The following is an 18,626-nucleotide window of genomic DNA, read 5'->3' on the forward strand; positions in this document are numbered from 1 at the left end:
TGAATCACCTCCGATCCACGACAGCGCGATGGATGCTGCGCGCTGTGCTGCCGGAGCGACGTCGGTGTGTCGGATCCGCCCCGGTGGCCGGTATCGGCCGCCGGACTCCGGTCGGTTGCACCGCACGGTGGTCCCGCTCATCCGGGCGGATCGGATCTCCAACTCACGCCGGGTAGCTCGTTGCGGATGACCACCAGTTGGCCGCGCAGCCTGGTCACGGCGTGGTGGACCGACGAGCGCACTTCGGTCGGATCAGGCATCGTCGGTTGATCCCCCAGGTGCGACCCTGGTTGCTCAAGGTCGTAATTCACCCTCGGGCGATACCCCGGCATGCAGACGTCCAAACGATCTGCGACGGTCGACCGGCTTCCCGTCATGTCCGACCGTGACCGCCGGTCCGCGACCACCCCGAGAGCACGTCGCGACCGCCCAACCGGGCCGTTCACGGAGACGCGCGGCTCAGCGTGCGGGTCACCGTGGTGGAGAGGGTCCGCCGCCCGGCGCCCGGCGAGGAACCGGAGATCTCCGCAGCCCCGTAGTCCGGTCAACAGGTCTGTCCGAGTCAGGCGTGGTGCTGCGCGGGCGCGGCGGCGCTACCCGGACCAAAACCGAATCCGCAACAGCGCGCTGCAGGTCGACCTGTACGCCCAGGCCAACGCCGACCGGGCGCACGGGATCATCTACTCCGGGTTCCGGCGGGCAGACCGACTTGGTGGTCGTCGCCCTGGCACTCACCGGGCGGCTGGGCGGTCGTCGCCCTGCCCTCCTGGCACCCCCAAAGCCGACATGTCCACCGTGGTGCCCGCCTGGCCGGTCCGGTCACCTCCTTCCAGGACAGCTACCTCGTCAGCGAACAGGGCGCCGCGACCGTCTCGGGCCACGACGCCGGTGAACAGGCGATCGACCACGTCGCCCACCCCCACCCCCGCGTCCGCGACGAACTCACCGAAGCGGGCCTCGATCTCGGTTTCCCGCTGCGGCCACCGGCCTGAAGTGGACACTCCCCTTCGAGCTGTGCTGAAGGGCTGCGTGCTCGCACCCGTTGATCAGGTCACGAGCGGTCGTCTCCACCACGAAGAAGACGTCGGTGATGTGTAGCCCGTTTGGCTGAAGTGTTCGGTGAGTGCGATGCCGAGTGTCCCCTGCGGCGTCCTTTTGCGGAGTTCAGGGGTAGACGCGCTCATCGGTGGCGAGCGCACTGAACTTCCGCGGAGGAACGATGGTGGGTTCGGACAGGGGTGTCGACATGGGGACGGGCGTGGAGCCCGTTGCCGGCGGTGGGGAGTCGTTGTTGTTCACGCCGGCGCGTGCGGCGGAGTTGTTGGCGGTGCGGGAGTCGTGGCTTCGCCGCAAGGCGGGTCGTCGTGAGGTTCCGTGCACGTTCGTCGGGAAGCATCTTCGGTTCTCGGCCGAGGACCTGCGTGCGATCGTCGCCGGAGGGTCGCGTCCCGCTCGTGGTCGGCGGTCCCGGTCAAGGCTGTAGCGAACCGACGGGTCGCGTTGCGGAAGGCTTGTCGTGCTGTGTTCTGTAGTGGAGGTGGTGTCCGTTCGGTGATCGAGGGACACTCGGCTTCGGATGGGTGTGGTGACCACATACGGGTTGACATCTGTCCTTTATGGAGCGTCCATACCTGCTGCGCCTGTTCGGGCGTGGTGTCGTCGTTGACGAGGGAGTCGTGGGTATGGCGTGGGTGGAGAAGCACGGTTCGGGTTTCCGGGTGCGGTTCCGGTTGCCGGACGGCACGTTGGGTTCGGAGACCGGGTTCACCGATCGTTCGGTGGCGGTCGACCGGGCGAGGGACATCGAGTCGGATCAGCGTCGGGGGACGTTCGTGGACCCCTCCGTGGGCGGCATGCCGCTGGGGGAGTGGGTGCCGGTGTGGGCGGACGCGCACGACGTGAGCGCGACGACGTGGGCGAAGTACGACTCGCACCTGCGCAATCACGTGTTGCCGCGGTTCGGTGACGTGCCGTTGAAGGAGATTTCGCGGATCGCGGTGAAGGGGTGGGTCAAGACGCTGCGGCGGTCGTTGGCCGAGCGGACCGTGGGCGATGTCGTGACGCTGTTGTCGATGTTGCTGGGCGAGGCGGTCGACGAGGGGTTGATCGGGGCGAACCCGTGTCGGCGGTTGCGGGTGAACACCGGTGATCACGACGAGCGGCCTCATGCTTCGCCGTGGCAGGTGCGGGTGATGGCGCGGCGGTGTTCGCCCGCGGACGCCGTGTTGGTGGTCACGGCGGCGTACACGGGGCTGCGGTGGGGTGAGCTGGCCGGGCTGCGATGGGGTCGGGTCGACCTGGCCCGCGGTGTGATCACGATCGACCCGGACAAGGGCGCGCTGCACGAGGTGGGCGGCCGTGTGGAGCTGGGTCCGCCGAAGTCGAAGGCCGGTGTCCGCAGGGTGCATCTGCCGCCGTTCCTGGTGGACCTGCTCACCGGGCACCGGGCCGACCAGGTGCACGAGCACGTCTTCACCGGTTCGGACGGAGGGCTGCTGCGCCGGTCGAACTTTCGGCGGCGCGTCTGGCTGCCCCTCGTCAACGGCGATCCGACCCGGGGATGGGCACCTGTCCATCCTGGTCTGCACTTCCATGACCTACGTCACACGCACAAGACCTGGCTCATCGAGGACGCGGTGCCGGAGATTCTCCAGTGCAAGCGGCTCGGACACCGGATGGCAGGGGTCCGGGGCACCTACTCGCATGTGACCCAGGTCATGGTGGACGCGATGCTCGACGGGATGCAGCGTCGATGGAAGCGCTCGATGGCCGCTCCCACGGGTCCGAACGGGGTGACCACATACGGTGTCGACGATCACACCAAGATCGTTTGCTCCCAATTCGCTCCCACGACAGCAGAACAGCCCGCCAGTGAAGATCACCGGCGGGCTGTCTGACCTGCATGTATTCCTGGTGGACGATACTGGGATTGAACCAGTGACCCCTACCGTGTCAAAGATATGGGGGTCCGGCTCTGACCTGCGTTTTCTCGACTGGCGCAGGTCAGAGTCGGTCGTTCCCAACGGTTAGGTCGAGTTCCATCGGGTTCCACCGCGTTCGCGTCGCCGCCAGATCGCCGTTTGATCTTGTTGTGACGTTGGGCTTGGGGCCTTGATCGCTCGGATGTCCTTAACTCGCGCTTCTCGGAATCCGCATGGCGCGTCCGAACTGCTCGTGCAGGAGCCGTGGTTCGTCGACGGTGGCAGAAGGCGACGCTCAGGCCACGCCGCTCGGAGCGATCAGCCACTTGCCTGCGGTACGCGCCGTCGCTCTCAGCTGAGGGTGCTCCTGCACGATTTCTCGCTGCCGCCCAGCCGGCAGGCCTAGCTCGTGCAGCACGTTGAGGATCACGACCGCCGTGGTCACCTCAACGATGGCGATCAGCTCCTCGACCGGGTGGTTCGGCGTCCTGCCCTCGTGCGCAAGGTCGTTGCGGGCCTGCGTTGTCCTGCTCGCCCAGTGGCCCACGTCCGGCATGAGGAGCGCGATCGCGTCCTGGTCGGGGCGCGCGGCGAGAGCGTGAAGCCTGTCCCGCAGGATCGGATCGTTGCGGATCGCGCTACGAAAACTGGCGCGGAACTCCTCGGGTACCTGCGCGAGCATCGCCTCGCGCATCTCCTTGAACTCCTTCTTGGGGAACGGCTTCTTGTCGATGCGAAGGCCGCGGTGCAGCACCTCAGCAGCGCCCACCGCCGTCAGGAGGTTGTTCTCGACGAAGTGGGCTGGCGCGTAGCGCAGCCCAAGGATCATGTTGGTCGCTGCCTTCAGACGGCCGCGCGTCTCGCACCAGCGGGGCACGATCTCCTCGAACGGGAGCGACTCGCAGGTGAAGAAGACTCGGCGGTCGTCGATGGCCTTGGCATCGTGCTTGCCGAGTGCGGCGGGCGAATAGAGCACGTCGGCGTGCCGGCGCGGTGCGGGGCGACCGTCCGGCAGGACTGACTCGGTCCCGGCCACCTCCAGCCGGAGCCAGATCACGCCAGCTGCACGGTGCGTCGCCAGGGTGATCAGATCCTGTACCAGGCGCGCCGTCTCCCGCGCCCCGGCCGCGGAGAACGGGGCCGCCGGGACGGCTCGCACGAACGCCGTGTCCCGCATGCGCCCCACGGTCTCGCCCTTGCGCTGGTCGAAATACGGCAGTGTATGCCGGTGTTTAAGGCGGAACTCGGTCTCGTCGACCACGACCGACCGCGCTTCGACCGGCTTCACGGCAATGCTCCCGGTCCCGTCGATCTTGCCGTCGGGAGCGCCATGGAAGCCCGTGAACACAGACGACGCAGCCCAGAGTCCGAGGTCCTCGACCGAGACCTCGGCCGCCGAGAAGGCAGCGTCCTCCTCGCCGCTCACGTGCGCACCGATGATCGCGGTCATCGCCGCCAGGACGTGCTTGTCGGGGCTGTTTACCTGCGCGAACATGGTCCGCTTCCCGCCCGTGGGTACGCAGCCGAGGAGGCTGATCTCGCGCTGCTCGGCCGCGCCGTGGATGACGTCCCAGGTCCTGGTGCCCTCGTGGTACATCGTCACCCCCGGAGCGGGGTTCGTCGTGATGCGGTCCTCGAACGCGCCGATCAGCGAGAGCGAGAGGCCACCCTCGGGGTCGTACCGGAGCACGCCCGGGACCTGCTCGTCAGCGTTGTCCGGCAGCCACCACAGGCCAGCCCACTCGCCGGACTCGTCGAGATTCAGAGGATCGTTGGCCATCGTTCTCCCTCTGCAGCGACTACTTCTTCCCCGCTGCCAGATGTTCCTTTGTGCCGGAGCTCGACCAGCACACTGCCCCCACCTATGCCGGGCGCGACGCCATGACGATCATCTTATGGCTCGGCAACCTCACGCAAACTTCGCCAGAGCCGTCGGCAGCTGGCAGACCACGTCCACTCGGGACGCGCTGGTGCGCTCGTCTGCCTCGACGCGACCGGGTCGGTGCTCACCGGGCTTGAAGCGCTCGGATGCGCGGTCGTCGCTACGCATGCGCCGCTGGCACGTGAGCTACTCGCACTGGCAGTGAGGATCGGTTTCATCATGCCCAAGCAGCCGGCGGATTCGCTTGGAGATGTGCTGCCACGGCCTTGCCTGTGACCTGGGTGACGTGCCGGAAGAAGCTGAGGCACTGCTCGACGTCGACCAAGCGCAGTGACGGGTCGTCAGGGGGCGTCGTTGCCTCGCGGAAGGCTTGCAGGACCTGCACCTGCGGAAGGGTGGCGTGCCCGTGGGCGATCGCGTGGCGGACCTTCAGCCATTCGTTGATCTTCGTCTTGACGTCATGGGGGCGAACGGTGCCGGTGCTCGGCCAGTGTCGTGCTGTGAGGGTCGTAACCCGGACGCGGGACCGCGCCGGGCCCAGCTCCCGACGGCAGGCCGGTCTGCACTTCGATCAAGTGGTCACGCCAACGTTCAGCCTCGGTGACGACCTCGGCGGGCAGGGCGTCCAGCAACCCGAACGGCTCAACCGCGGGCAACCCAGGACCATCGAGGACCATCGAGGACCCCGAAGTCTGCGGCCGCCATCAGGTGCCCGGCCAGCACCACCTGCTCCCCGCCGGCGTCCGCGCGCAACCGGACCGTCGAGCCCGCGAGCCCCACCACCAAGTGCTCGTCGCCGTCGAACGCGACCCGGTCGCCGACCCTCAGAACCGCCCCGGCTGAGATCACCAGCCCACCGCCTCGACTGTCACGATGGACTCTGGGTGCAGAGGTTGGTCCAGGTCGGTGTGCAGCTCACGCCGCCAGAGCAGATGAAACAGCACCGGCAGCACCGCGATCGGATCGCCGACCTCATCTGCTCCGTCCAGCAGCCCGGCCGGGGCGGCGAACGCCGTGCACAGCGCCGCGGCGACGTCATCGAGGTGGTGGCGGGGATGGCGGTAGCCGGTCAACCAGCGCACGTTCGCCAGTAGCGTCTGCGGCGGGCTGCCGACGACGTCATAGTCCCAGCCCAACGCCTCGCAGGCCTTCCGCGTTGCGTCGAACGCGACTCGGTCGCGTGGCTTGATCCGGTCCGCCGCGCGGACATCGAGCACCAGCGCGGACCCGTCGGCACGACGGGCGAAGTAATCCGGGGCGTGCGACCGGGCCTTGCCTTCCGCCGTCGTCCAGAACAGCCAGAACGGCTGCGAGGCGATGCCGACGACATCGGGGTCGAAGTCCAGGAGGATCAGCCGGTCGCGCTCCAGCCACGACTCGTAGTCCACCAGGCCGCCGGTCGTCGCGGTCCACCAGCGCCCGTTGTAGTGGCGCTGGCCCTTGTACGAAGGGAACCCCCGCACCGGCGAACACGCCTCGAGCCGCGGTCAGGACTGGCGACCCCTTCGAACCGCGCGTCGTTGCCGAGCAACGTCTCAAGGGGCGTCGAGCCCACCGGCGTCGCGGCTTCGGGTCCAGTCGATCAGGTGGGAGTGGTACAGCCCTTCCCACCGCAGCAACGCACCCTTCGCACCGGGCTCGGTCAGTTTCTCGTATTCCTCCACGATCGCCAGCTTGTACGCCGCGGTGAAGGTCCGGCGCTTCGCCTGCCCCGCACGAGGTCCCCGCTTCTTCTTGCCCACCGCACCATCATCGGCCCGTAGATCGGTGGCGCTCAACGTCACAGTCCCAGAAATCCCGTCCAGCCGCGATCAGCAGCGCCTGCTGCCGCCGGTACCGCCCGGCGAGCCATGGCAGCACGATCGTGATCACCAGGATGATCAGCACCGACGTCACCTCGGTGCGGTCCAGGACAGCCACGGCCGCCGTGCCCGCGATCGCGACCCCGGTGAGGATCTGCCAGCCGAAGCGGGCGTCGACGTGCCTGCCGTGCAGGTACGCGAGCACCGCCAGCACCACCCACGCGCCCACCTGCCACAGCGGCAGGCGGCCGTCCATGTTCAGCCCGCCGACCAGGCCGAGGACGGCGAGGATCCCGAGACTCACCGGACCGACACTAGCCGCACGACACGTGCCGTGAGCACCGCGAGCCCGGCCAGCGCGGCGGCGGCGGGCGTGACACTGAGCGGCAGCGCGAAGTACCCGAGCTGCGCCCACAGCACCGTCCGGCCCGAGCTGATGAACGACACGACCTGCGGGTAGAACACGAACAGCAGCGCCGGCAGCGCCACGACCATCAGCCGCGCGACCGTCAGCCACGGGCGCCGCCCGTGCCTGCCTTCCGCCCAGCGCCCGTGCCCGCACCACCCCGAGCACACCGAGCGCGACGGCCAGAAGCCCGATCGCGGCGAGCACCCAGTCGACGAGCTGCCGTGAGCTGCCGGGCTCCGCCGGTGTCTCACCACGGCTCAGCGCGATCAGCCCGTCGAGGATCGTGCCGGTGTCGTCGACGAGCGCGGCGCCGTTGGTCATCACGGCGTAGCCGTAGCCGGACTCGGGGTCGATGGCCTGGATCGCGTTGTAGGTCCACAGGTTGCCGCTGTGCACGAGCATGCCGTTGCCGTCGGGCTGCCAGCCCATGCCGTAATCGTGCACGTCGGACGGCTCGTGCATGGTGTCGAGCGACTCGGTGGCGAACGGTCCGTGGCCGTTCTGCGCGACGAGCCAGCGACCCATGTCGTGCGCGGTCGTGATCACCGTGCCCGACCCGCCGACCCGCCGACCCGCCGACCCGCCGGGCCGCCGACCCGCCGGGCCGCCGACCCGCCGGGCCGTCGCCCAGCTCCGGCCGGTCGAGCCAGATGCCGTAGAGCGAGTTGAAGCCGTTCGGCGCGACGCCGCCCGCCAGGCTGTCGTGCATGCCGAGCGGCTCGAACACGTGCCGGCGCAGGTAGTCCTCGTAGGACTGACCGGAGACCACCTCGACCAGCCGGGCGGCGACGTTGTAGTTGACGTTGCTGTAGGCGAACCGCGTGCCCGGCTCGGCGGCGTCGACGGGTGGCAGGAGGTCGACGTACTCGGCGAGCGTCCGTGCCTCGGTCAGCTGTCCGATGTCGACGGAGGCATCGGAGATGCCGGAGGTCTGGTTCAGCAGGCGGCGCACGGTGATGCGCGGCGGGAGCTGGGGGAGGAGGTCGTGCACCTCGTCGTCCAGCCCGACGCGGCCGTCCTCCACGAGCGTCATCACCGCGGCGGCGGTGAACGACTTGCTGACCGATGCGACCCGCATCGGCGTGTTCCCGGTGACGGCACCGCCGTGCGCGTCGCGCCCGGCGCCGGGGGCGTGCACGATCTCGTCGCCGTGGGTGACGACGACCGAGACGCCGGGCAGCCCGGTCGCGTCGAGCGCCTGGTCCAGATAGGTGTCGATCGATACCGGCGTGGGGGCGGGGAACAGGGCCAGCACCAGCCCGGCCACGAGCGTCCTCATGGGCCAGAACGCTATGGATCAGCAGGTCGGCGTCGGATCCGCCGATCGACCACGGTCACCCCCGACGATCGTCGGGGGTGACCGTGGCGCATAGCCAGACTCAGCCACAACAAACGACGCGGCTACCTACTCATCTGAGTGGCGTTGCAGTATTAGATGTTCACCTTGGGTCACCATGGATGCGGGTGCGGCGGTTGCCATCAAGGTGAATGCTCTGGCAGCCGCGCTCCGTCGTACTTGACCGATACGGTTGTCGGAGATTCCACCGACGGCAGCACGGACATCTACGCTGCTCCGACCGGCGCGGTGCGGTTGGAGGTGGCCATGGCGGAGCTGACTCTGGTGCTGGAGACGGCCGACGGCACCTTTGTGCGGCGCATCCCCGACGCCTCGCCGTTGCCCGCGGTTGACGATCAGGGGTACGAGGCCGAGGACGCCTCCCGCAACGCCGCTTCGACGTTCGGCATGCCGGACTTCATGTTCCTGCCGAAGCAACAGCGCAACGGTTCCGGCATGCGGGAGCTGGGTGACGGGACCGTGGTCGTCGGTCCTCGTGCTGCGGTGTTGCAGGTCAAAAGCCGGGTGGCGCCCAGCGGCGACGCGGCCAAGGAATCCGCCTGGCTCACCAAGAACATCTCCAAGGCATACGGGCAGGCGAGCGGGACCGTCCGACGCCTGACCAACACCCCAGCGGTCCTGACCAACGCCAGGGGACGGTCGATCCACGTCGCCGGAGCCGCGCACCAGTGGCTGTCGATCGTGATCGTCGACCATCCCGACGTGCCGGAGGGGTACCGACCGCCACCGGGACCGGGGAACACACCCGCGGTCGTGCTGATGCGGCGGGACTGGGAGTTCCTGTTCAACCACCTCTACTCGACTCGCGCGGTACTGGTCTATCTGCATCGCGTCGCCGGCGAACCGCTGGAACTGGGCGGCGAGCCGCTCCGCTACCACGAGTTCGCGCTGGCCGACCGGGAGGTGGAACCCGACCCCGTCGCCCCGAAACTCGCCGGGTTCGGCACCGCGGTGTCCACGGCGCGGGCACCCCTGAGCCCGGCGGGACGTGATGACATGGCGGCTCACCTGTTGCTGCGGGTCATCATGGAGGACATCGCCCGCACACCTCTTGTCGAGGAGCGGGAGGCGGATCGGATCAAGGTGCTCGCCGACATCGACGGCTTCCCGATCGACGCGCGCACCGAACTCGGCCGGACGCTGTTGGGATTCATGTCCGCCATCGGTTCGTGGACCGGGGAAGGCGTACGCACCGAAACCCGGCTCGTCGCCCCCAACCCCGACGAGTTCACACCGATGGTGTTCATGGTCGCCTCGCAACTCGAAGAGCACGTACGTGGCGTGTTCCACGGACGGGTCCACCTGTTCCACTACGACCTGCACGGTTCGGAAGCAGCGGATGGCCAGGGTGTGGTCGGCGTGCTGCTCACGCCCAGCAGGCATCCCGAGTGGTTGTGGGACACCACGATGTTCGCCGTGGACGGCCTGCAAGGGTACGAGCCAGCAGACATGGAGGAGATCCGCGCGGTGTTCGCGCAGCACGCCCCCTGAGCCGTCAGACGGCGCCGAGCGCCCCGGCAGCGGCGCTGCACTGGGTGCTCGGCGTATCGGGGGGCGACGATCGGCAGGTTCGGAGGCACCGTCGGTGTGCCGGAAGGTGGCGGTCGAGCGTTCGGCGAGGCGACCACACTTGGTCTTGCGGGCTCCGTTTGTGGTCACTCGTGTACGAGGCTTGTCAGAGGTGCCGTTGAGTGCTGTTACCTGCGGTTTCGTGCCGTTGAGCGCAGTCGTGTGCTCATGCCGTGGGTCGAGCATTCGCGAGCAAGCAGTGGTGTCGACGGCTGTGCTCGTCGCCAGGCGGCTCATTAGGCGACGGTCCCGTGGTTGGCGCAGTGCAGCAGTGAACGAGTCAGGTCGAGGTGGGTCGCCGCCTAGATGCCACTGTTGCTGTCCGGGCGGGTCGTTGCAGTGCATGGCGAGTTGGATGAGGTGGTGCCGCCCGGAGTAGGCAGTCTGGGCGGCCGTCGTCGCCGTACTCGGCCGCCTTGCACATCTACGGCCCGGAGGCGGGCGGCGCAGTACTGATTAGGCAGATCGCGCCAGGGATGGGTGTTGAGGTTGGCCGCCGGCGAGCGGTAGCGGCGGTCAATGGCGGTGCCGGGGGTGTCTTCGTTGTGTGCGATGAGCGCTCACACCACTGTCGGCTCAGGCGGCCGATCCTCGCCGCGACGTGTGCGGTGCGCGGGCGCTGGGCGAGCGCGGGCAGTTCGACGTCTCGGGAAGGCCGAGGGTTGGGAACGGACCAGGCTTTCGCCGTCCTAGAAGCTGAGGAACATCGTGATGCTGATATCGCCTCCACCGGGCGGCCCTGCGGGTGTCGTCGGCCGTCGAGGGTGACCGGTCGGTCATGGTCCGTCCGGCCCGGTGGCGGCCAGTCCTCGTGCAGCAGGTAGGTCACGCGGTCAGGAGCGGCACGTACAACGTCGTCGTGGAGGAGGAAGTACAAGTCAAGGCGTGTATGACGCCGGGCAACACGAACGAGGACTGGCCGCGCCACGCCGACGCCAGACCGCACAGGGATACCGGAGCCGCGTTGTCCTATACTCCGGTGTTGTACGGCGGATGCGCCCGCCGGTCCGCACTTGAGCTACCCACGCAGCTCATTGGTGTAGGGCGAAGGTCTCGGATTCGCGCACCGGGCTATCCGAACCAGCTGGCTCTCGCGCACCCGGATTTGTAGGTCTGACCTCTGGACGTCCCTTGCCTCGTATCGCGGCGGGTGGCGCGTGGGCACCTGCCGGAGCGGGAGCGATCGTGGCTGTTCGACGTGTGCCGAAGTCGGCTGTCCGGGCTCGGATGGCCAAGACCGGCGAGACCTATCAGCAGGCGCAGGCTGCTTTGTGCAAGGTGGTGCCTGACCATCACCTCATCCCTCCGACGAGTGATCGGCCTTGTGTGGGCCTTTGCCAGTCCGAGTTCTCTCTGACTGACGAGCGAGGCCGGGATGGTGGTTCGATGGTCGCTTGTGGTCGCTGTCCGGGCTACGTCTGTGTCGAATGCGGACGGGTCGCGGTCGAGGAGCCTTTTATGCGGTGCGAGCGGTGCGACGAGGCCATCGAGACGTGGGAGAGGTTTGAGCGGCTTCGCGCCCGCTGTGCGGGTCGCCGATGTGTCTCCAGGGCTCGTGCCGGGACCTCGGACTCGGACAGTGCGGACAGCATCTGCGACTCGTGTGACGAGCCGATTTGCTGGTGTGGTGCGGAGCCGGTCGACTTCTACGGTGGCTGGTGCGACCACGACCACGGGTGGTCCGACGACTCGGAGTGGTCGGAGCACCAGGACCGGCACAACCTCCAGCGGCGGTTCGACTATGCCGTCGGCCTGATCGTCAGGCTGGGGGGTGGGAGCCGCAGGCGGGTATTCGCCCGCCTGCACCGGGCGATGCGGGCGAAAGTCGCCGACGCCGACATCGACCAGTTGCGCGAAGGAATCGAGCACGCCGGGGACTGGGAGCGGAAGTTGCGCGCCAACACCGGTCGAGACCCTGTCTGACTGAGGTCGAGGGTCGGCTGGATCACGGAGTGCGTGCACACCTGGGCGAGTGTCAAACAGGCGGTGGTGTCCGCGGGTCTGCTGTGGTCAAGGCGGCGGCGTATTCGGTGCTGGCGAAGAAGTAGTCGGAGACCCCTGTCCAAGATACGTCCAGTCGGCTGGGGCACGGTGCCAGGGGCTTCTGGTTGGCGGTTCCTGTCGGTCAGAACCGAGACGTCCACCGCGGCTATGACGGGGAGCTGGCGTATAGCGTGAGAAGCGTGCCGGGCGGGCCAGATGGCTAGCCTGTCCGGCACGCGGTCACAGGGGCACGCTCGCCGGTATCGCCACCCAGGTTCTGCTGTGCCGCTCACCGAAACCTCGTTGAGGCCCACCGCTGTCGGCCGCCCACCGCAAGTCGTCAAACTTCGAGCGCGCCTTGACACAACCGCGTTACCGGTCACCGAAGTCAATGGCGAAGCTGTATTCGCGGCCGATCGGTTTGTCATCGGCCCTCGACGTGCCGGTAGCTGCGCGGCGAAGCCGATCCGGCGTGTCGAGTCTCGACCTGCCTGTCCGCCTCGTAGGGTCTTGGCACCACCGCCCGAGTTCGTGGGGTCTGGCGATGGGTCGGGGAACGACCTGTACGACGAACTGCCCTGGATGGTTGGCTAGTGCATCTTCAGAAGTACTCCGTGCGCGGTTTCCGTTCGCTCGCCAAGGTTGCGGACATTCCGATCAGCAGTCCGACGATCCTCGCCGGTCCCAACGACGGCGGTAAGACCGCAGCGCTCGGTGCGCTGGGGTTTCTTCTCGGCACGCATACCGTGACCGAGGACGACAGGTCCTATCTCGCCGGTGAGGACGGTGGACGCTGCGCGGACACCGAGGTCATCGGCGACTTCCGCCTGGACGGCTGGGAGCAGGAGAAGTTCGGGTTGCCCGCAGATTTACGGATCCGGCGGTGGGTCGACGGTGAACTCGCGCCCCGCTACGAGATCTGGGGACCGGTACCCGACGACGAGGAGTTGCGGGACCTCAACGGGAAGCTGGTGCCCGACCTCAAGGACCTGGCCACTCGGTTCGGGATCCGGTTGTCGAAGCCGACGAAGCCCGTGCTGTTGGACGCGTTGGCCGAGTACGCGCGTGAGCACTCCAGCGGTCAGGGTTGGAGCGGGATGCCTCCGGCGTTGGCAGACCGGCTTCCGCGTCTGACGGAGTTCGAGGGCCACTCCCTCGACCCTGAGGCCGCGATCCGGTCCGTGCTGGCGGTCCGGTTCAAGACCTACATGGCCGAGGAGAACGTTCAAGGCCGTGTTCGTGAGTTGGAGACCGCCGCACGGGACTGGCTCGGTATCCAGGCGAAGCCGCTGGCGGACCACATCGTGGAGCGTTTCGGGGACATCGCCTCGGTCACCGTCGAAGCCGAGGTGAGCTTCTCGCCGTCGTTGCGTTCGGCTTCGTTGCGACTGGAGCGTGCGTCCGGGGAGCAGGTGCGCCTCGACCGCTCCGGGCGCGGTAGCGCCCGCCGGGTGTCCATGGCGGTGTGGGAGGGGACCAGCGAGTTGCTGGTCGAACATGCCGGTGACGAGGTCGATCCGGAAGTCGGACCTCCGGTCCAGGTCATCGTGGCCTACGACGAGCCGGACACGCATCTGGACTACCACTTCCAGCGTGAGGTCATGGGGATCATCCGGCGCCAGAGCGCGGCGAAGCACGTCAGCGTCGTCGTCGCCACTCACTCCATGAACCTCATCGACGGTGTGGACATCCGTGACGTCGTGTTGCTCAAGCTGGACGATGCGCGCCGCACGGTCGTGCAGCGCCTGGGCAGTGCCGAACACACCGAGTTCGACCGCCACCTGGGTGCGATCGCTGCCGCGGTCGGGCTGCGCAACTCGGTTCTGCTGCACGAGCGGTGCTTCCTCGCGGTCGAAGGCGAGACCGAGCAGTTGGCGATTCCGCTCCTGTTCATGCTGTCAGAAGGTATGTCGTTGCAGGCTGCCGGAATCGCGCTGTGGGCGTGCGGTGGCAACGACGGCGCCCTCAATCTCGCCAGCTACCTGCACAAGCACAAGCGCAGTGTGATGCTCATGATCGACGCCGACAGCGAGGCGAACAGCAAGATCTTCAGGCAGAGCAACCTGACCCGACACTTCGGTCAGGACAGGGACAAGGTCTCCATAATGCTGGGCAAGATGTCGGGCGTCCACGAGTTGGAGGAGCTGTTCGACGACGAGACGTGGGTGCGGACCGCGAACGAGGCGTGGCCGCGGGACGGCGACTGGACACCTGAGCACTTCAAAGCCCATCGCGGGCAGAAGAAGTTCAGCGCCGGAGTCGAGTACATGCTGAAGCAGCACGGTAAGCAGCACCCGTCGGGCAAGCCCGCGATGCTGTGGGAGGTCGTGGTCCGGCTCGACCGCCGCGAGGACGTGCCGGAAGAACTCCGGAACGTCTTCACCGACCTGCGGGAACTAGCTGGCTAACAAGTCCTCCGTCGATCGAGTGCGTCGAGCCCGCCGCTCCAGCATCCGTTCCTTGCGCTGGGCGGCGGTGGGTTCGACCCATACGTGCCATCTCACTGTCGGCGCCCAGCGCTGGAGATGCTCCTCCCGGTCCACACCGCACCAGCGGCAACCGTTGGGGTTGGGTACCGGTTCATCGTTGCTCTCGTACATCACGTCACCCCTTCCGTACAGGTAGTTGTACCCCGACGGTCTGACATTCGCGGGCTCCGCGCCCATGGGACCGGTGGGCTGACCTGCGGGGCACCGAAGGGACGCGGACGCCATGCGGAGTGCGCTCTACCTGCGTGAGTCGATCGCTCCATATCGCCCAGCGAGCAACGGATCCGTGGTCAGCGGCACCGAGCCCAGGCAGGTGCCTCGTTGGCCTGTCGGTACGGGATACGTCCCGGTGCGATGGTCGGGTGCAAGCGCCGTCTGCTTACCGGCGTGGTCTGCGGCCGAGCCGTCCACCCATACAAGATCGTCATGACTGGACATAATGTCCTCTGGGGAGTGGTGTCGCGCCTTGAACACCCTGAACTCCGCGATGAGGCCCCAGGGAACACGTCTGCGACCGACTCCGTCTTTGAGGTTGTCCCCTTGAACCGGACACCCTGATCCCAGACAGCGGTCTGGGGAAGGATGTTCCCCGTGTCAGGCAAGTCGAAGTACCCCGAGCAGTTCCGCAGGGACGCCGTCGAGCTGGCCCGCTCGTCGGACCGGCCGTTGCGGCAGGTCGCCCGCGAGCTGGGCGTGAACCACGAGACCCTGCGCAACTGGGTACGCACCGCCGAACAGGCCCAGGCGGCCCCCGCCGACGCGGCGGCGGTGGTGGACCAGGAGGAGCTGCGGGCGCTGCGCAAGCGGGTGGCGGAACTGGAGTTGGAGAAGGACATCCTCCGGAAAGCCGCCGCGTATTTTGCCAAGGAGATGGGTCGTTGACCCGCAGCTACCGGTTCATCTCCGAGCATCGCGCCGTCTTCGGCGTCACCCGGCTGTGCAGGGTCCTGGGCGTGCGGCGCCCCGGCTTCTACGAATGGCTCGCCGCCGCCCCGACCAGGGCGAAGCGGGCTGCGGACGACGAGGGCCTGGCCGCCGAGATCGGGGAGGTCCATGCCGGTCACCGGGGTGCCTACGGGCGTCCGCGGATCGTCGTCGCGCTGCGCCGTCGTGGCCGTCGGGTGAATCACAAGCGGGTCGGCCGGGTCATGCGCGAGCGCGGGGTCGTCGGCCTCACCCGCGGGCGACGCAGGTCTTTGACCAGGCCCGATGCCGTCGCGGCGCCGGTGCCGGACCTGATCGGCCGGGACTTCACCGCCCCGACCCCGGGGAGGCGGCTGGTCGGCGACATCACCTAATGGGTGGGTGAGACCTGCGGCGATGGATCGTCTGTGGGTCGAGCGATTGGCAGGTGTCCACTGAGATATCACCGACCCGAGGTCTGGGAGGGTGTGCTCGTCGAGCCGCTGACGGGTGACCACTCCTGTTCCACCGACCATGAGGTCTCTAGGTAGACGGTGGCCCTGCCAGTCGCTGGGCTTGCAGCCGGCTGGTGAGGTGTCGTGCCTCGAGCACTGTCCATTAGGTCGCCGCGCAGGCCCTCGGGCTCGTCACACCCTGTCCGCGATCACGACCCCCGAAAGGGCACATGACGATCACCTGCGGGATCGATTGGGCTGAGGGACACCACGACGTCGCCTTGCTCGACGCCGACGGCCGGCGGATCGCGAAGTTACGCATCGACACCGGCCTGACCGGATTCACCGAGCTGATGACACTGCTCGCCGAGCACGCGACCGACCCGACCAGCGTGTCGGTCGCGATCGAGACCGACAAGGTGCTGATCGTCGCGGCACTACGCGCTGCCGGGTTCGACGTCTACGCGATCAACCCCCGGGCGGTGGCCCGCTATCGGGAACGGTGGGGCCAGGCGGGCGGGAAATCCGACCGCGGTGACGCCCTAGTGCTGGCCAACGTGCTGCGCACCGACCGCCACCTGCACCGGCTACTACCCGCGACCAGCGAGACAGGACGAGCGGTCAAAGTCCTTGCCCGCCAACACCAGGAGGCGATCTGGGTCAGACAGGCGACGGTGAGCCGGCTGCGTTCCCTGCTGATCGAGTACTACCCCAACGCCCTGACCGCCTTCCCGATCCTGACCCACCACGCGGCGTTGCACGTCCTGGCTGCCGCGCCGACGCCGACGGCCGCGGCCAGGCTGACCCGAACACGGATGGCGACCCTGCTTCGCCGAGCAGGCCGTCGTAACGACCCCGGCCTTGCCGAGCGGATCGTCGCACAGCTGCAGACGCCGGCCCTGCGGCAACCGTCACCGGTGGAAGCCGGCTACGGTCGCGCCGTCGCGGCGCTGCTGGCCGTCGTGACCGTGATGCAAGTCGGTATCGCAGACCTCGAGGCCGCGTTGGCGACCGAACTCGGCCGGCACCCGACCGCCGGACTACTGCGCTCGGTGCCTGGGCTGGGACCGATCCTGGCGGCGCGCGTGCTCGGCGAGATCGGCGATGACACCACCCGCTTCGCCACCGCCCAGAACCTGCGTGCCTTCGCCGGAACCGCACCGATCACCAAAGCCTCCGGCAAGTCCACGGTGGTCCGCGCCCGCCACATCCGCAACCGGCGCCTGGGCGACGCCTGCCACTGGTGGGCCTTCGCCTCGATCACCAAGTCCACCGGCGCCCGAGCCCACTACGACCAACGCCGCGCCACCGGCGACAGCCACAACGCCGCCCTACGCAACCTGGCCAACAAACTCCTCGGCCGCCTCTGGTGGTGTCACACCAACAACCAACCCTGGCGCGAAGACGCAGCCTGGCCGCAATCACAACCACCAAACAAACCCCCACTTGACACCTGACCCGCGTGAGGTGTCTACCTGCCCACCCGGGAGGGCTGGCTCTACCTGGCCACGGTCATCGACCTGCACAACCGCGAGGTCATCGGGCACGCGATGGCCGACCACATGCGCGCCGACCTCGTCCGCGACGCCCTCGACCTCGCCGTCAAACGTGGTCTGACCAGCGAAGACGCCATATTCCACGCCGATCGCGGGTCGCAATACACCTCCGGACTGTTCCGCTCCACGCTCGCCGGTCACGGCATCCGACCGTCGGCGGGGCGGACCGGGTCCTGCTTTGACAACGCGGTCGCGGAATCGTTCTTCGCCACCCTCAAAACCGAGATCGGCACCACCGTCTGGAACACCCGGGACGACGCCCGACGCGACGTTTTCGCCTACCTGGGCTACTACAACCACGACCGTCTACATTCGACACTCGACTACCGCACCCCGCACGAAGCCCGTGTCGGCTATCGTCGAGGACTCACCCTCGTGGCATGAAATCCGGTGTCCGGACTTCGGGGACAACCTCACTTGACCGATCCGACGTGGTTCCCCAATGTTCGACGCCTCGACCCCACTCCTGGGGGTCAGGGGGTCGCAGGTTCAAATCCTGTCGTCCCGACGGCCAAGAGGTCTTCGCAGGTCAGACACTGCGAAGGCCCTCTTTTTGTGATCTTGGTTCGTTCTTCGAGGTCGAGCACGTCGCTCAGCGATACCTTGACTCGGAGGAGTTCCGCGATGCCCCTGCTGGACCTGACCAAGATCACCACCGGCCTGTCGAAGACCTGGACGGGCTACCTGGGCGACTGGGACCGGACCTTGCGTTCGGCCGGTCACCCGGAGACCACCCGCTACAACTACCTTCTGGCCGCCACCCAGCTGGCCCGCTATCTGGAGGAGTACTCGCCCGACCCGGACGCCGACGACGCGGCCGACGACCCGTGCGAGGTGACCAAGGCCCACATCGAGGCATTCCAGGCCTGGATGATCGAGACCCGCTCGGGCGCCACCGCGCTGAACAAGCACAAGGGCCTCCAGCAATTCTTCAATGGCTGATGCTCGACGAGGAGGACATCGACCGCTCACCGATGGAACGGGTGAAGCAACCGCAGGTCCGGAAGAAGCTGATCCCGGTCATCCGTGACGACGACACGAAGCGGGTTTTGGACACGTGCAAGGGCAAGGATTTCGTCCAGCTCCGCGACGAGGCCGTCATCCGCCTCTACTACAACACCGGCGCCCGCCTCTCCGAAGTCGGCAACCTCACCCTCGACGACTTGGACATGGACACCGACTCGGTCCACTACCACGGCAAGGGCAATAAGGACCGCCGTGTGCGCTTCGGCCCGAAAACCGCCCGTGCCCTGAGCCGCTAGCTCCGTGCCCGCACCAAACACCAGGCCGCCGACCTTCC

The 18,626-nt window shown here is 67.6% G+C and carries 18 protein-coding genes and 3 pseudogenes; 12 read left to right on the top strand and 9 right to left on the bottom strand.

The genetic code is table 11. The annotated features are described in order from the left end of the window. Window positions 1–758: 758 nt before the first annotated feature. From F4560_RS44080 to F4560_RS04795, 3 genes are all read left to right on the top strand, one after another. Entirely contained in the window at window positions 759–992 is a 234-nt protein-coding gene (locus tag F4560_RS44080; RefSeq protein ID WP_246478112.1) for a sugar phosphate isomerase family, read from the top strand. Window positions 993–1,246: 254 nt separating this feature from the next. Beyond that, a complete protein-coding gene (locus F4560_RS46810; RefSeq protein WP_512700341.1) occupies window positions 1,247–1,483 on the top strand; it encodes a helix-turn-helix domain-containing protein in 237 nt (78 codons plus the stop codon). 133 nt (window positions 1,484–1,616) lie between these two features. Further along, on the top strand, window positions 1,617–2,897 hold the full coding sequence (locus F4560_RS04795; RefSeq protein ID WP_221483340.1) for a tyrosine-type recombinase/integrase: 1,281 nt from the start codon (window positions 1,617–1,619) through the stop codon (window positions 2,895–2,897). Window positions 2,898–3,216: 319 nt separating this feature from the next. Here the strand turns inward: F4560_RS04795 and F4560_RS04800 are convergent, their stop codons facing one another. The 9 genes and pseudogenes from F4560_RS04800 to F4560_RS46495 all read right to left on the bottom strand — a co-directional run. Beyond that, window positions 3,217–4,701 carry an ApeA N-terminal domain 1-containing protein gene (locus F4560_RS04800; protein ID WP_184916771.1) on the bottom strand — a complete coding sequence of 495 codons (1,485 nt, stop codon included), beginning with the start codon at window positions 4,699–4,701 and terminating at the stop codon, window positions 3,217–3,219. A 560-nt stretch (window positions 4,702–5,261) separates the two neighbouring features. Beyond that, window positions 5,262–5,459 (bottom strand): hypothetical protein, encoded by a 198-nt coding sequence (locus F4560_RS04805; protein ID WP_184916774.1) that lies wholly within the window; start codon window positions 5,457–5,459, stop codon window positions 5,262–5,264. After that, complete coding sequence (locus F4560_RS04810) at window positions 5,446–5,652, bottom strand: hypothetical protein (RefSeq protein WP_184916777.1); 207 nt, start codon at window positions 5,650–5,652, stop codon at window positions 5,446–5,448. Before F4560_RS04810 ends, F4560_RS04805 begins: the two co-directional genes overlap by 14 nt. Continuing rightward, window positions 5,649–6,275 (bottom strand): annotated as a pseudogene (locus F4560_RS04815) (TnsA-like heteromeric transposase endonuclease subunit); the annotation flags it as partial. The gene F4560_RS04810 and the pseudogene F4560_RS04815, both read right to left, overlap by 4 nt. A gap of 63 nt (window positions 6,276–6,338) precedes the next feature. Continuing rightward, a complete protein-coding gene (locus F4560_RS04820) occupies window positions 6,339–6,545 on the bottom strand; it encodes a hypothetical protein (RefSeq protein WP_184916783.1) in 207 nt (68 codons plus the stop codon). Window positions 6,546–6,552: 7 nt separating this feature from the next. Next, window positions 6,553–6,909 (bottom strand): hypothetical protein, encoded by a 357-nt coding sequence (locus F4560_RS04825; RefSeq protein WP_184916785.1) that lies wholly within the window; start codon window positions 6,907–6,909, stop codon window positions 6,553–6,555. Further along, the gene (locus tag F4560_RS04830) at window positions 6,906–7,100 is read right to left on the bottom strand and encodes a hypothetical protein (RefSeq protein WP_184916788.1); all 195 of its coding nucleotides are present in this window, start codon (window positions 7,098–7,100) and stop codon (window positions 6,906–6,908) included. Before F4560_RS04830 ends, F4560_RS04825 begins: the two co-directional genes overlap by 4 nt. 274 nt (window positions 7,101–7,374) lie before the next feature. Next, window positions 7,375–7,539 (bottom strand): annotated as a pseudogene (locus F4560_RS46490) (serine hydrolase domain-containing protein); the annotation flags it as partial. A gap of 127 nt (window positions 7,540–7,666) precedes the next feature. Then, a pseudogene (locus F4560_RS46495) lies at window positions 7,667–8,293 on the bottom strand (serine hydrolase domain-containing protein); the annotation flags it as partial. 324 nt (window positions 8,294–8,617) lie between these two features. On the opposite strand from F4560_RS46495, the gene F4560_RS04840 reads away from it, so the two are divergent. From F4560_RS04840 to F4560_RS44090, 9 genes are all read left to right on the top strand, one after another. Next, entirely contained in the window at window positions 8,618–9,862 is a 1,245-nt protein-coding gene (locus tag F4560_RS04840) for a hypothetical protein (RefSeq protein ID WP_184916793.1), read from the top strand. 1,536 nt (window positions 9,863–11,398) lie between these two features. Next, window positions 11,399–11,863: a hypothetical protein gene (locus F4560_RS04845; protein WP_184916795.1), complete on the top strand. Its 465-nt coding sequence runs from the start codon at window positions 11,399–11,401 to the stop codon at window positions 11,861–11,863. Between the two features lie 653 nt (window positions 11,864–12,516). After that, window positions 12,517–14,331, top strand: a complete 1,815-nt coding sequence (locus tag F4560_RS04850; protein ID WP_184916798.1) for an ATP-dependent nuclease — start codon at window positions 12,517–12,519, stop codon at window positions 14,329–14,331. 672 nt (window positions 14,332–15,003) lie between these two features. Continuing rightward, window positions 15,004–15,294, top strand: coding sequence for a transposase (locus F4560_RS04855; protein ID WP_184916801.1), 291 nt, complete (start codon window positions 15,004–15,006; stop codon window positions 15,292–15,294). Further along, on the top strand, window positions 15,291–15,710 hold the full coding sequence (locus F4560_RS04860; protein ID WP_184916804.1) for an IS3 family transposase: 420 nt from the start codon (window positions 15,291–15,293) through the stop codon (window positions 15,708–15,710). Before F4560_RS04855 ends, F4560_RS04860 begins: the two co-directional genes overlap by 4 nt. 290 nt (window positions 15,711–16,000) lie before the next feature. Next, the gene (locus tag F4560_RS04865) at window positions 16,001–17,227 is read left to right on the top strand and encodes an IS110 family RNA-guided transposase (protein ID WP_184914420.1); all 1,227 of its coding nucleotides are present in this window, start codon (window positions 16,001–16,003) and stop codon (window positions 17,225–17,227) included. Between the two features lie 18 nt (window positions 17,228–17,245). Then, window positions 17,246–17,710, top strand: coding sequence for an IS3 family transposase (locus tag F4560_RS04870; RefSeq protein WP_184928897.1), 465 nt, complete (start codon window positions 17,246–17,248; stop codon window positions 17,708–17,710). A 240-nt stretch (window positions 17,711–17,950) separates the two neighbouring features. Beyond that, window positions 17,951–18,268, top strand: coding sequence for a phage integrase N-terminal SAM-like domain-containing protein (locus tag F4560_RS44085; RefSeq protein WP_246477729.1), 318 nt, complete (start codon window positions 17,951–17,953; stop codon window positions 18,266–18,268). Further along, a complete protein-coding gene (locus tag F4560_RS44090) occupies window positions 18,268–18,588 on the top strand; it encodes a tyrosine-type recombinase/integrase (RefSeq protein ID WP_246477730.1) in 321 nt (106 codons plus the stop codon). The genes F4560_RS44085 and F4560_RS44090 overlap by 1 nt, the downstream gene beginning before the upstream one ends. The last annotated feature ends 38 nt before the right edge of the window (window positions 18,589–18,626 follow it).

Source organism: Saccharothrix ecbatanensis, from assembly GCF_014205015.1.
GTDB classification, from domain to species: domain Bacteria; phylum Actinomycetota; class Actinomycetes; order Mycobacteriales; family Pseudonocardiaceae; genus Actinosynnema; species Actinosynnema ecbatanense.